General features: G+C 44.2%; 6 protein-coding genes. 4 read left to right on the plus strand and 2 right to left on the minus strand.

Annotation, left to right across the window (positions count from 1 at the left end; translation table 11 throughout):
• The first annotated feature begins 244 nt into the window (after nt 1-244).
• From B3Q63_RS09325 to B3Q63_RS09335, 3 genes are all read left to right on the plus strand, one after another.
• Complete coding sequence (locus B3Q63_RS09325; RefSeq protein ID WP_201626053.1) at nt 245-946, plus strand: response regulator transcription factor; 702 nt, start codon at nt 245-247, stop codon at nt 944-946.
• Nucleotides 947-960: 14 nt separating this feature from the next.
• Nucleotides 961-2,505: a sensor histidine kinase gene (locus B3Q63_RS09330; protein ID WP_296175990.1), complete on the plus strand. Its 1,545-nt coding sequence runs from the start codon at nt 961-963 to the stop codon at nt 2,503-2,505.
• 312 nt (nt 2,506-2,817) lie between these two features.
• Nucleotides 2,818-9,984 carry a YadA-like family protein gene (locus tag B3Q63_RS09335; protein WP_296175991.1) on the plus strand — a complete coding sequence of 2,389 codons (7,167 nt, stop codon included), beginning with the start codon at nt 2,818-2,820 and terminating at the stop codon, nt 9,982-9,984.
• Between the two features lie 358 nt (nt 9,985-10,342).
• Here B3Q63_RS09335 and B3Q63_RS09340 read toward each other — a convergent pair whose 3' ends face one another.
• On the minus strand, nt 10,343-11,206 hold the full coding sequence (locus tag B3Q63_RS09340) for a universal stress protein (RefSeq protein WP_296175992.1): 864 nt from the start codon (nt 11,204-11,206) through the stop codon (nt 10,343-10,345).
• A 1,131-nt stretch (nt 11,207-12,337) separates the two neighbouring features.
• Here B3Q63_RS09340 and B3Q63_RS09345 point away from each other — a divergent pair.
• On the plus strand, nt 12,338-13,885 hold the full coding sequence (locus B3Q63_RS09345) for an acetyl-CoA hydrolase/transferase family protein (RefSeq protein WP_271133197.1): 1,548 nt from the start codon (nt 12,338-12,340) through the stop codon (nt 13,883-13,885).
• Between the two features lie 156 nt (nt 13,886-14,041).
• On the opposite strand, the gene B3Q63_RS09350 is transcribed toward B3Q63_RS09345, so the two are convergent.
• Complete coding sequence (locus B3Q63_RS09350; RefSeq protein WP_296175995.1) at nt 14,042-14,698, minus strand: DedA family protein; 657 nt, start codon at nt 14,696-14,698, stop codon at nt 14,042-14,044.
• Nucleotides 14,699-14,788: the final 90 nt, after the last annotated feature.

The following is a 14,788-nucleotide window of genomic DNA, read 5'->3' on the forward strand; positions in this document are numbered from 1 at the left end:
TCTGATAAGTAATGATTATCAAGTGTCCCGGATAGCCACTATGAACCATTATTTGCCATCAGTGTTTGTTGCTGATAGCGACTATCATACGACAGCTAGAAGTTGCGAACATTTATGAAATATTAAGAAAGGTAACGTTTGTGGCGCATTGATGGGCGCTTGCCTGATAATATCAGCCATACTATGGCATGCTTAGAATCATTTGACTGAGCGGCGAGAAGGTAGATAAGAGTGGAGGATAACGATGCCAAACATTTTATTGGGTGACGATGATGAAGAGTTGACCCAACTGCTGCAAGAGTATTTGCATAATCATGGTATTCGCTGTGACTGTGTTCATGATGGCGAGGCGGTCATCGAACGCTTAAAATCAGCCATGCATGATAGTGCGCCTTATGATTTATTGGTGCTCGATATTATGATGCCAAAGATAGATGGGCTCAGTGTCCTGCGTCAGCTACCAGCGATTAGCGATATTCCCGTCATTATGTTGACGGCAAAAGGTGAGGAGATTGATCGTATTATTGGGCTGGAGCTTGGCGCAGATGACTATATTACTAAGCCTTGTAACCCACGTGAGCTGCTGGCACGTATTAACGCGGTGATTAAACGTAGCCGTCTTACCGCATCGGGTGCAACCACCTCAGAACATACCCCTTTGCCAGAGAGTCGCCTGCATTTGGACCAAAATCAGCGTATCTGTCAAATAGATGGCATTGAGCTACAAGTCACTGGTACAGAGTTTGATTTATTATTGGCGCTCCTTAAACAAAAAGGCGAGGTGGTCAGTAAAGCATGGTTGTCACAAAATGTCTTACAGCGTGAACTGCAACCGTTTGATCGCAGCCTTGATGTGCATGTGTCGCGCCTACGTAAAAAACTTCAGCCTTTTCACGATGAGTCTATTAAGGCGATTCGTGGTAAAGGCTATCAGTTAGTACTGTAATGACGGACGCATCGATGCCTACTTCTACATTTAAGCCGCGAATTACGCTATTTTGGCGGCTATTTCTCAGCCTGTTATTGACAGTGCTTATCACCTCTATCATCTCTGTTATGGTAGAACGTTGGCTCAATGGTAAAGAGTTAAGCGCTCGGATGGACGTGCAAATTGACAGTCTTTTACTCAAGCGGCAAGAAGTGGTTGCGGCGCTGCAAGCGGGTGATTTATTGGCCGTCAGGCAGCTGTACCGGCAAGACCGACGGCTGATGAGTCAAATCAGGATTTATGATGAGCAGGGCGCTATTATTTTTCCGCGTTATCGTTATAGAGAAGAGCGTCAAACAAACGGTCAGGAAGTGGAGCGTGACCTGCCATCGCATGCTATGTCTGACAATCGTAGAGCGCATAATGATAAAAATGACAGCACCTATCAAAAGCCCTCTCTACTTAATGAAATACTGCATCCAGCGATGCCCAATAGAGAAGTGATTTTTGACCCTAATAATCGCCCAGAACTGGCAGATTTAACCGTAGATTTGCCGGACGGGCAAACGGCCATTATACAACTGCGCCCGCATTTGCGTTTTGCTGATGTCTTGGCGCTGCAACGCGGTAATTTTACCGTGCGTTTACTGCTGATTATCCTCTTTAGTACTTTGGTCTGCTTTTGGCTCAGTCGTACGCTGACTCGGCGCATCGGTCAGGTGCAACATACCGTGCACCGTATGATTGATGGTGATTACCAAGTCAATCCCCATTTGTCAGAATTAGGCTCTGATGAGCTAGGACTATTGGCAAAAGATGTGGCCCAATTATCAACCCGATTGGCGGAGAGTGAGCTTGCGCGCAAGCAGATGTTAAGTGATATCTCGCATGAGCTGCGTTCGCCACTGGCGCGCCTTGATGTGGCTACTGAGCTGACGCGTGACTTTGCGCCCGCTGCCAGCCGTTACCTTGACCGTATCGATAAGGAATCGGCACGCATGAATGAGCTGATTGAGCAAATCATTCATATTCAATCCCTGCAAATGCAGCAATATACCATCGATAATTTGGAAAATGATGCCGTAGATATAGTTGAGCTGATTACTGGGATTGGTAAAGACGTTTGTTTTGAGTTTCAGCATAAAAACGTGCACTGGCAATGGACGCCGCCCGATGCTTTATCATCGTCATCATCTGATGCGTCTTTGACTGTGCTTGGCAATCAAGAACAGTTGCATAGCGCCCTTGAAAACATCATTCGTAATGCTTTTATGCACACTCCTGCAGGCTCAACTGTCACGGCTGAAGTCACAAAAACACCGTTAGATAATAAAAGAGATGCTATTCAAATTAGCATCACAGATGAAGGTGGCGGGGTAGCGGAAAAAGATGTAGAACGTATTTTTCAGCCTTTTGTACGCCTTGATAGTGCGCGCCACAGGGAAACGGGCGGCTACGGATTGGGCTTGGCCATCGTTCATGCGGTCGTCATCGCCCATAAAGGTCAAATCACGGCTTATAATCGTCAAGACGGCAAAATGGGATTAATCATAAAAATAACGCTGCCTGCGAAATAAAAAACCTAAATAATAACGTATTTACTTAAAATATATTCACTTTTACGGATATAAGGGATAAGCGGTATTAAATTCCCGACGAGCGGCATTGTTACTCTCTGTATATTCGTTAATAATAATATACAGAGAGTAATAATGATTTTACAAAACAAGACGTACTGTTTGTTAAGTGTTGACACGAGTAACAATCCCCCAAATATAGCTTTCATCCTATGAATATATAACTCGTTTTATTTTGTCATATCAACTCTCTAAAAATGGATTTTAACTTTGATTTCTCAAATCTAATAAGTCTGTAAGGGAGTACATACCATGAATCGGAATTATAAAGTGATATGGAATGCGTCTTTAAACTGCTTTATGGCAGTTTCTGAGTACGCCAAAGCGCGTGGTAAGTCGTCAAAATCTAGCGTGAGCGCAAACGCTACTATCAATACCACATCCAATCTTTCATCTACCCGTATTTTTCGTATAACCACTATCTGGTTGGGGTTAGTGACGGCTGGATTTAGTATGCAGGCGATTGCTGTACCTTGCGACGCTAGTACAGAGATAAAATGCGGAATTAATGCTACAACAGGAGGTCTTCATGGCATTGCTATAGGTAAGAATGCCACAGTTTTAGGTAGTCAGGCCATAGCCATTGGTGGCGGTTCAAGTGGTCAAAACACCACTGCTAGTGGAGAGCAGTCTATTGCCATTGGTGCAAACGTTGTCTCATCAGGAGCATCTTCTATCGCCATTGGCGGTGATGACTTAGATGCCGCCTCTAAAACCAACTTCGATGGCAGCATATCTACAGGTGCTTTAAATAGTGGTCAAATCAATACGACTTTTCATGAATATGCTGGTCGTGACTTGTTAGAGTCATGGGATGCATATGGCGGACATACTGAAGCGAGTGGAGCTGCCTCTATTGCTATGGGTGCCAAAGCCCGGTCTGCTGGTAACCTGGCAACAGCGATTGGCATACATTCGAGCGCATCCGGTATAGCTTCATCAGCGTTTGGTGTGGGTTCATCCGCAGCAGCAAAAGGCGCACTCGCATTGGGTGCTGGTGCTCAGTCCATCATAGATGATGGCGTGGCTCTAGGTTCAAGATCAGTGGCTAACGTTGCAGGGGGTGCACTAGGCTTTGCGCCGACAAGTGCCAGTGCCACAGACAAAGATGCTATCACAGCGACTAACAGCACAAGCCTTGGTGCGGTCTCTCTTGGCAATGCTAAAGACGGCACCCGTCAGATCGTCAATCTAGCAGCTGGTACCAATGACAGTGATGCGGTGAACGTGGCGCAACTGAAAAGTGTATCAAATACAGTTACCGCTAACAAAACCAAATACTACAGTGTGAATTCAGGTGCGGTTGGTAATGCTGATAACTTGGGTGCAACCAAACCAAACGCCATGGCTATGGGTGGCAATGCATCAGCGACTGGTGGACAAGCCATCGCCATTGGTAGCGGAGAGAGTGGTCAGAACACCACAGCAAGTGGTGAGCAATCTATTGCCATTGGTGCAAACGTTGAATCAAGCGGCAACTCTTCCATCGCTATCGGTGGTGATGATTTAGATGACGCCTCAAAGGTGAATGGGGTTAATGCACTATTCAATACTTATACCGGCAGCATAGGCGGTCTTGTTACGGTAGGTGATTATAGTGATCACACTGAATCTGGTGGTGCTGCCTCTGTTGCCATTGGTGTCAAAGCGCATTCTAAAGGCAATCTCTCTACCGCTGTCGGCGTCCGTTCAAGCTCATCAGGTGACGCCTCTTCTGCCTTTGGTATGGGCTCTTCAGCAAGTAAAAAGGGCTCAGTAGCACTAGGTGCAGGGTCAACTACACTCACTGATGCGACTTACCAAGACAAGCTTACTATTGGCAATAAGGACTATTTCTACACTGGTGCAACGAATGATAAAGGGGCACAGGTCTCTGTTGGTTCATCGGGACGTGAGCGCCAAATTAAGCATGTCGCTAGTGGTGATGTGAGTGCCGCCAGTACCGATGCGATTAATGGTAGCCAGTTGCATGCAACCAATGAGTCTGTTAAGGATTTAAGCACTACGGTTGTGGCTAACAAGACACATTACTATAGTGTCAATGATGGCAGCGTGCAACAAGATAACTACAATAACGATGGTGCTACGGGCAATAGCTCACTAGCAGCTGGTGTTAAAGCGACTGCTACGAATAATCGTGCAGTTGCCATGGGTGCCGAAGCTTCAGCCACAGGTTCTGAGTCAACTGCTTTAGGCTCAGCTGCACAAGCGTTTGCTGGTTCAGCTACCGCAGTTGGTTTTGGTGCACGAGCAGATCAGTACGGTGCAACTGCAATGGGTACAAACTCTCGTGCTCAAGGCATGTACAGCACGGCTGTTGGCCAAACGGCTAAAGCTACGGGTGAGAATTCCATTGCTATGGGTAAGGGTACAGAAGCAGATGGTGTAAACAGTATCGCCATCGGTACAGGTAACCAAGTAACTGGCGATAACTCAGGCGCATTTGGTGACCCTAACATTATTAGCGGTACGGATAGCTATGCAATTGGTAATAATAATACAATCGCGGCTAACAAGGCTTTTGTGCTTGGTAATAATGTTACGATTAATGCTGGTGGTAATCATTCCATCGCTCTTGGCGAAAGTGCGAAGATCAATGGTGAGGACAGTATTGCAATTGGTCGAGATGCTTCAGCTGCAGCCGGTACCAGAAACGGGTTATCAATTGGATTGAAATCGAAGTCTGGCAACCATGCCGTATCCTTGGGTGACCGCGCCTCGTCAGGCAACTACGCGATAGCGCTTGGCTCTAATTCTACAGCGTCTATTGGCGGTACTGCTATTGGTCAGGCATCTAGTGCAGTCAGTGATGCTACAGCCTTAGGTCGCGGTGCTATTGCAGGGCAGTCAGGTAATGTGGCTCTGGGGAATAGTTCCATTACTGGAGCTCAGCACACTGGAAGTTTTTCTATCAACAATCTGCCAGTTGCGGGTTTGAACAGTGGTGCCAAGACAGTATCAGTAGGCGCTGTCGGTGCTGAACGACAAATTCAAAACGTCGCACCTGGTGTCGTGGATGCAACCAGTACGGATGCGATTAATGGTAGCCAGTTGCATGCCACGAACACTCAGGTTAACAAAGGCTTTGGCTTAAAAGCTGCCGATGGTCAAATTGTAATGAAACAACTAGGAGAACAGGTTGAGGTAGTTGGTTCTAATAGTAATATCGATACACGAGTTAACACCGTTAACGGCAAAGTCGAAATTGAGCTCAACAACAATCTAGATTTAGGGAATAACGGTAGTGTTACCACAGGTAACTTATTAAGTGGCACTAATGTTAATCGCCTTGGCATGGTAACAGGTGGATTGCTAACGGGTGGCGTCACTACGGTCAGTGGTGCAGGTGTCACAGTAACAGGTTTAAATCCATTAAACCCCTCTAATGTAGCTTTGACTAGTAATGGTTTGACCATCCTCAACGGTCCAAGCATCACTAAGAGTGGTGGTGTAGATGCTGGTAGCCGGCAAATCACTAACGTGGCTAGTGGTGGCACAACGCTTACCAACGCGGCCAACATCGGTGATATTCAAAGTACCGTCGCCGCTAACAAGACCAAGTACTACAGTGTCAACTCGACAGGTGGCACCAACGATGACAATCTAGGTGCAACGGGTCAAAACGCCATGGCCATGGGTCGAAACTCAGTCGCCTCAGGCAGTCAAGCCATCTCAATTGGTAGTGGCGCAAGTGGTCAGAAAACCACTGCTAGTGGTGAGCAGTCTATCGCCATTGGTGCAAACGTTGTCTCATCAGGTGCATCCTCTATCGCCATTGGTGGCGATGATCTAGATGCAGCCTCTCAAGCCAATCTCACAGGAGCTGCTAGTGGTATCATCAACGGTGGTAGCGTTAACACCACCTTCAAAGCTTATACTGGTCGTGATTTGGTTGAAACACCGCCGTATCAAGTAAATACTGAATCGGGTGGCGCCGCCTCCATCGCCATGGGCGCAAAAGCACTGTCTCAAGGGGCATTGTCTACCGCCATTGGCGTACAATCTTCCTCAGCTGGTGTTGCATCCTCCGCCTTTGGCATGGGTTCGTCAGCGAGTGCAAAAGGTTCAGTAGCGCTAGGTGCAGGATCGGTAGCTAATGTTGCTGGTGGTGCAGTTGCCTATGTTCCAACAGGTGCAAGTGCAGCAGATGCTACTGCCATCACAAACACTCAAAGTGGCGCAGATTATGGTGCTGTTTCAGTAGGAACCGGCGCTAAAGGTGGCAATCGTCAGATCGTCAATCTAGCCGCTGGTACCAATGACAGTGATGCGGTGAACGTAGCGCAACTAAAAGGTGGCGTCTCAAGTGTCGTCGATCTAGGTCTTAACTTTACCGGTGACAATACAACGACAACGGTTAATCGCAAACTTGGTGAAAAGCTTACCGTGAAAGGGGGAGCAACCACCCCATTATCGGACAACAACATCGGTGTGGAAGCGACCAGTCCTGGTACCTTAACCGTCAAATTGGCGAAAAATATAGATCTAGGCAAGACTGGTAGTGTGAAAATGGGTACAAGTAGTCTATATGGTCTCGGCCCTGTAACTACGGTTGACCGTTTAGGTATTAGTACAGGTAATTCATTAGCTAGCACTGACGTAAATGGTTTAGGAGTGTTCGTCAATGGTCCCTTAGGTATTCCTAGTACTGCTTTGACTATGGATGGTCTTAATATTATTGGTGGTCCAAGTGTTACTAGAAGTGGTGGTGTAGATGCTGGTAGCCGGCAAATCACTAACGTGGCTAGTGGTGGTACAACGCTTACCAATGCGGCCAATATCGGTGATGTTAAGAGTGCAGCTGCCGGGTCTAGAACTGAGGTTGTTAAAGGTACCAACGTAACTAGTGTTGATAAAACAACCGGTTCTAATGGACAAGATATCTACACTGTTAATGCCAATGGCACGACCGCATCAGCAGGTTCAGCTGCCGTAACGGTTACCACTGGTATTAAAGATGCCAACAACGTCACTGACTACAAAGTTGACCTAAGTGACTCTACTAAAACAAGCTTGAGTAGTGCAGATAGCGCCTTACAATCTGTTGTTACTCAGATTGATGGCACTGCTGTTAAAACTATCACTAAGACCAATAATACTGCCAACTTCATCACAGGTGATAACATTCTGTTGACGCCTGAAAGCGGTGGTATCAAAGTTGCGACGGCTCAAGATCTGGTACTAAATAGTGTGAAAATGGGTAATACCACAGTTAGTCAGGATGGTATGACCATAGTGGCCCCAACTCTAGCTCGGACAGTCGTACTTAATAGTGCTGGACTTAACAACGGCGGTAATAAGATCATTAATGTTAAAGCGGGTGAGGCGGATACTGATGCTGTTAACGTTGGACAGCTGAACTTGGCCAATACTACCATTGATAAAGGCTTAAACTTTGGTGGTGACAGTGGAACAGATGTCAATCGTAAGCTTGGTCAAAAGCTCACGGTTAAAGGCGGCGATACTATCAATGCTGACCCAGCAACGAAAAATATCAGTGTCACTGCTAATGGTGCTGATACCTTAACTGTCAGATTGGCTAAAGATATTAATCTTGGTAATACAGGCAGCGTTACCACTGGAAATACTCAGGTTAATAATGCAGGTATTACTTTATATAATGGTGATAATGGTCAAGTAGTACTTACTAATAATGGGCTTAACAATGGCAACAACAAAATCACTAATGTTGCTGATGGATTGTTGAGCACTACTAGTAAGGATGCAGTTAACGGTAGTCAGTTGTTTAAGACTAACGAAGACGTTGCCAAAGGTATTAAAATTGGCGATGGCAATAGCGCCAATGATCAACAGTTTGCCTTAGGAGATACCATCAACGTGACGGGTGATAATAATATCACTACCACTGCTTCGGCAACTGGTGTCCAAGTTAAACTGAATAACCAGTTGAACTTAGGCGACGAGGGTCGTATGCAAATGGGTAATAGCATCATGAATAACACCGGCTTTACCTTTGTAGGTAACGAGCCAGGTAGAACCGTTATTCTAGGTGCTGGTGGTCTAAACAACGGTTTCAACAGAATCACGAACGTCGCGGCAGGTATTGATCCTACTGACGCTGCAACTGTTGGACAGTTAGAGGCTACCACCTTTGCGTTAAGTAAAGGCTGGAATGTCAGCGCTCAAGCTACTAACGCTAGCAAAGTGCTAGCTGGTGATAGCGTTGATCTAAACAACACTGACGGCAATATTACAGTGTCCAAAACAGCAGGCAATAATGATGTCAGCTTTAATTTAAACAAAAACCTTGTGGTAGATAGTGTGCAAACAGGTGATAGCACCCTAAACAACGAGGGTTTAACTATCGCAGGAGGACCTAGTATCACTAAAGCTGGCATTGATGCTGCTGATACTAAGATTACAAACGTTGTGAGTGGTGACGTTGCTGCAGATAGTAAAGATGCTATCAATGGTGGTCAGCTCTACGCCCAAGGTATGGGTATCAGCAGTATTATAGGGGGTAACACGACTTATGATCCTGCAACTGGTACTTTTACCAATAACAACATCGGTGGTACTGGCGAAGGTAGTATTGATGGTGCGATTGCTTCTATCAAGCGTGGCGAGGTTGTCATGACTGAAAACATTCAAACCAACACTACAAACATTGCGACGAATACGACAAACATCGCAACCAATACCACCAACATCACCAAAAACACAGCTGATATCGTAACGAATACTACGAATATCACTACCAATACCACCAACATCAAAGCCAACAAGGATAAAATCGATGCTGGTCTCAACTTTGGAGCCGACAGCGGTGCCGTCATCAATAAACCAATCGGTGATGGTAGTGTACTCAGCTTCAAAGGCGGTAATAACATTAAGACCACCGCTGAAGGCAGTAGCATCAAGTTTGACCTGAACGGTAATATCAACGTAGAGAGCGTGACGACTGGCAATACGACGGTTAATAATAGTGGTGTTACTATTAAAAACGGCCCAAGTATGACAGCCGCTGGCATCTATGCAGGTAATGCCGAAACGGCTCCTAGTATGACGGCTGCCGGTATCAATGCCGCTGGTACTAAGGTGACAAATGTTGCAGATGGCATGGCACCTAGAGACGCTGTGAACTTCGGGCAATTAGACGCTGTTAGCAGAGGTTTGGGTAACAGCATCAATGAGCTTGGCTACAAAATTGGCGAAGTCGAAGATGATGCCAACGCAGGTATCTCAGCCGCGATGGCCATGTCTTCATTGCCACAAGCGTTCATCAGCGGTAAACCCATGATAGGTGGTGGTATCGCAACCTATAATGGTGAAAGTGCCGTTGCGATTGGCTTCTCGAAAATGTCTAATGATGGACGTTGGGTGATGAAGCTAAATGGTACAGCGGACACCCAAGGGAACGTAGGTGCTGCAATCGGCGCAGGCTTCCACTTTGACTAATTGGTTAGCACGATAGTTTAGCTGTATTAAGTTGCCAAGCTAAATAGTCATTGAATCACTAGGTAAAGTAAAATAAGTAAAACAAAAAAAGCAAGGCATCAGATGCCTTGCTTTTTTATGGATGGAAGTTATCTAATAAAATATAGGATGTTGACTTAAATCAATAAAAACTAACGTTGTGAACTATAGTCAAAATATCCTAAAAACGCTACGGTATTGCTGATATCAATTTTTTGTAGCCTCTGTCTGCGCAGGCACAGCAAGCAAGAAAAATTGATATCAGCAGCGCGAGATGTATCGATATTACTTTTCACTGACTATAAAGGTTGATGATATTAAAATCTGTCATATCATAAGTTTAACGCACTAAAATAACAGGCGATAGGGTGCTAGCGATAATCTCTGTCGTGGTACTACCCAAAAATAAATGCTGGAGCTTAGAGCGTCCATAAGCCCCAACCACAATGATATCAATATTATTTTCAAGCTGAAAACTAAGTAAACCGTTGACCGCGTCAAGCTGTGGCAAATGATGGGAGTCTACGCTAAATCCTGCGGTTCTCATTTGGATTACAGCCTCTTCAAGGCTTTTTTTAGATGCCTCATTATCATGTCCGATCATCACGATATGACCTTGCAAGCCTTGTAAAAGGTTGCTCTCTGCAAGCATTCGTATGGCTTTAATCGCGGTTTTACTGCCGTCAAACGCCACCATATATGATTGAGGCTCTTGAAATTTCTCTGAACAAATCAACACCGGTACGTTTGAGGCACGGGCAACCGTTTCGATTTGGCTACCGATATTGATGCGGCTGTTTTTATGATCTTCTCCGCGGCGACCCATGACGATAGCACGGTTTTTTTCTTGAAAATGCTCAATCGCTGGCAGTAGCTTACCGCGGCGTTGATAGATACAGACGGTCACGCCTGCAAAGTTACTTTGGATATGACTTTTTGCATCTTGTACCAACGCATTGCTATAGCTGTTTACGACTTTTGCCCTTTGTTCATCGAGCTTTGATAACTCATCGAGCAAAGACTGGCGGCTGTTAATGCCGATGGCTCCTGATAAGTCGCGTCTGACCGATGCTGCCACATCGCTGACGTGCAATAATCCCACCGCTAAATTCAGCTTTTTTGCATACCACGCCGCATAATCGCACACTGACCCAGTCACTGCTGAGCCATCAATACAAGCCAAAACGTGCTCTTTCGTTATCATAATCTGTCCTTAGATTTGCATTTATACTTTGAGAAACAGGCTTATTGATAGAATGCTTTTTTAAGACAGGGTAAGCATCTACTTTTCAATTAAATCGCCAATCATTCACCTTTGACTACCATCTTACCTCAAATCGTATCATTGCAAAATCACAGAGCAATATCTTAAATGGTGCTTTGCTGACATAGATTTGCAGTTTACCGTGCGCTTTGTACTTTAAGCGTTTTGAATAGCTGATCTCAGTGGCAACGTGCATGCTTAAAGCACAGCGTCTATATCTTCGCAACTTCTTATCAAGGTTATAGCAAAGGTATGACTTGTAAACGATAAAAAATTTAAAGTTAAATAAAATAATTTTAAAGATAGAACAATATTCCATTATGTATCATTTGTTAAATAACAATAGACTTTAGTATTTAATCAATAAAAGGCTGTCTTAGTAGTTTCGAATATTCATTTATTATTAATTATAAACGCGATATCTATAATTTTTTCAATCACTTTTTATTTGAAAGTAGCATGTTATTGTCTTGTGTTTTTTATTCATTGATAATGAATAGTTATATGGTTATGTAGAAATAAATCGATTTTTACGCTTACTGTCATTGTTTTTTAAAGATATTATTATGTGAAAAAGTTTTTTTATTCGCTAACTGTTTCAGTTTACTAGCAAAATTAGGTTTATGCGTCAGGTTGAGATTGTATAGCTTGCCGTACTGAGTTGTTAATAGAGACAAACGTCACACTGAATTTTGTATGACTAAACTTGTTTGTATGGCAATTTTAACGATAAATTAATAGGGCAATTTAATCTACAACAGTTATATGAATTCATTATAAATAATAAAAAACGAAAAATAAGCAGCTTCTATTATATAAAAAATAAACACTTTATTCAAAAGTCGTTAGAAAAACGAACTTAAATATTTATTTTAATAGTGAACGATTGTCAATAATTAAGTATGAATTTTTAAGTGCTAATATTAAAACATGAGACAATCAACTTGTTTTTTATCGTAAAGTTGTTAATATGCTCTATTGTATTTTATCGTTGGTTCGGTATCAAACGTCTCATTATTTTATTAATCTGAGGGTTTGGTGTTAATAGGGAAGTTACTAGGAAAATAAGGTATGAGTACAATTAACCACGAAGAGCGCGTCCGTCATGAAGGTTTGCGTGAAAAAATCATGTCTGCTGAGCAAGCAGCTACCTTTATCTTACATGATATGAATGTTGGAATGAGTGGTTTTACTGGAGCAGGCTATCCAAAAGCCGTCCCATCCGCATTAGCAGAGCGTATCAAAGCGGCCCAAGCGCGCGGCGAAGAGTTCAAAATCGGTTTATTAACCGGCGCCTCAACTGCCGCAGAATGTGATGGTGTATTGGCTGACGCCAACGGTATCAAGATGCGCACGCCTTATCAGTCAGAACCTGCCCTTCGTAAACAAATCAATACTGGCGAAACGCATTATTTCGATATGCACTTATCCCATGTCGCGCAGCAAAGCACCTTTGGTTTTTATGGTGACATGCATATAGCGGTGGTTGAAGTTGCTGGAATTTTACCAGACGGTCGCCTGATTCCCTCTACTTCTATCGGTAACAATAATGCTTGGTTAGATAATGCCGACCAGATTATCCTTGAAGTAAACAGCCGCCAAAATATTCTGTTAGAAGGCATGCACGATGTTTTTGATGACATCGGTGTACCGCCGTATCGTAAGCCGATTCCAATCACCACGCCAGGTGAGCGTGTTGGCTCGCCTTACCTAACCTGTGATTTGGATAAAGTTGTTGCCGTGGTCTTAACAGATTCACCAGACCGCAATAGTAAATTTGCTGATCCTGATGAATGCTCAACCAAAATTGCTGGTTATATCATTGACTTCTTCCATGAAGAAGTAAAAAAAGGTCGCATGCCCGCCAGTTTATTGCCTATCCAGTCGGGTGTCGGTAACGTTGCCAATGCGGTATTGTCAGGATTGCAAGCCAGTCCATTTGAAAATCTAACCGGCTATACCGAAGTATTACAAGACGGTATGTTAGATTTGATTCTGTCAGGCAAAATGACCCAAGCTTCTGCGACTGCCATGTCGTTAAGCCCAGATGCATTAGACCGTTTTAACGCCAATATCGAAGAATTGCGCAAACGCATTATCCTGCGTCCACAAGAAATCACCAACCATCCTGAAGTCTCGCGTCGTCTCGGCGTGTTGGCCATTAATGCGATGATTGAGTGTGACCTTTATGGCAACGTCAACTCAACCCACGTCATGGGTACCAACATGATGAATGGTTTGGGCGGCTCTGGCGACTTCGCTCGTAACGCCTTTACCTCAATGTTTGTAAGCCCATCGGTTGCCAAAGGGGGCGCTATCTCGTGCATCACGCCTATGGTGTCACACGTTGACCATACTGAGCATGACGTGATGATTATTGTCACTGAGCAAGGTTTGGCTGACTTGCGTGGTTTATCACCGCGTCAACGCGCGCAAAAAATCATTGATAATTGCGCCCATCCTGATTATCGTCCTATGCTGCAAGATTACTATGATCGCGCGGCACAGACTGCTGGTATGCAAACGCCTCATATCTTGAGTGAAGCATTGTCATGGCATCAACGTTATGTTGAAACCGGTGATATGCGCGTCAAAAAAGGTTTGGCTTTAGCGGTTTAAATGCTTAATTAAATACCTAATTAAAGGTTTAACGCCGGAATCAGCGACATAGCTGATTGCACTATTAAAAACACCGCTTGTCTGCTAGCAGATAAGCGGTGTTTTTAATGGTGCTTTTATGATATTTAAAGAGAGATTTAAAAGTAAGGTTTTGTCTTAACGCTCATTACTATTACTACTACTGTTTTTATCATTCGTACTTTCTTGACTGGATAAACGGCGTTTAATAAGTAAACCAATCACAGCGACCACTATCAGTATGCCGATTGCTTTGGAGTAAGGCGCTAACATGCCGGCGACGGCGTCATAGTTTTGACCTAAGTAATATCCTGCTAAAGCCAATATCGCTGTCCAAATACTAGCCCCTAAAGCCGTCAATGCTAAAAAGGGCAATAGCGCCATTCTATTCATGCCAGCTGGGATAGAAATCAGCGAGCGTACCCCCGGCACCATACGCCCAAAAAACACCGCCATTTTGCCATGTTTATCAAACCATGCATTTGCCGCGGTGATATCAGCAGGCTTTACAAACAGATATTTACCATACTTTTCCGTAAATGCGACCAAACGCGGCTCATCAAATACGCGACCCACATAGTATAAAGGCAGCGCACCCAGCATCGCCCCAAGCGTACCGGCCAATATCACCAAAATAATGCTTAAATCGCCTTTGGCAGCGGCAAAACCAGCGGCTGGCATGATAACCTCAGAAGGGATAGGCGGAAAGATATTTTCAGCAAACATGGCAAAAATAATGCCAAAGTAACCGAATTTTGCCATGATACCGAGTACCCATGCACTCATTTGATCCATTGTAAAGACTCGCTCAAGGTTGGAATAAAGAAACAATAAATCATACGGGCATTTATCAAAATTATTTGTACTAAATTACGGGCTTAGTAT

Source organism: Psychrobacter sp. UBA2769 (assembly GCF_002352555.1).
GTDB classification, from domain to species: Bacteria; Pseudomonadota; Gammaproteobacteria; order Pseudomonadales; family Moraxellaceae; genus Psychrobacter; species Psychrobacter maritimus.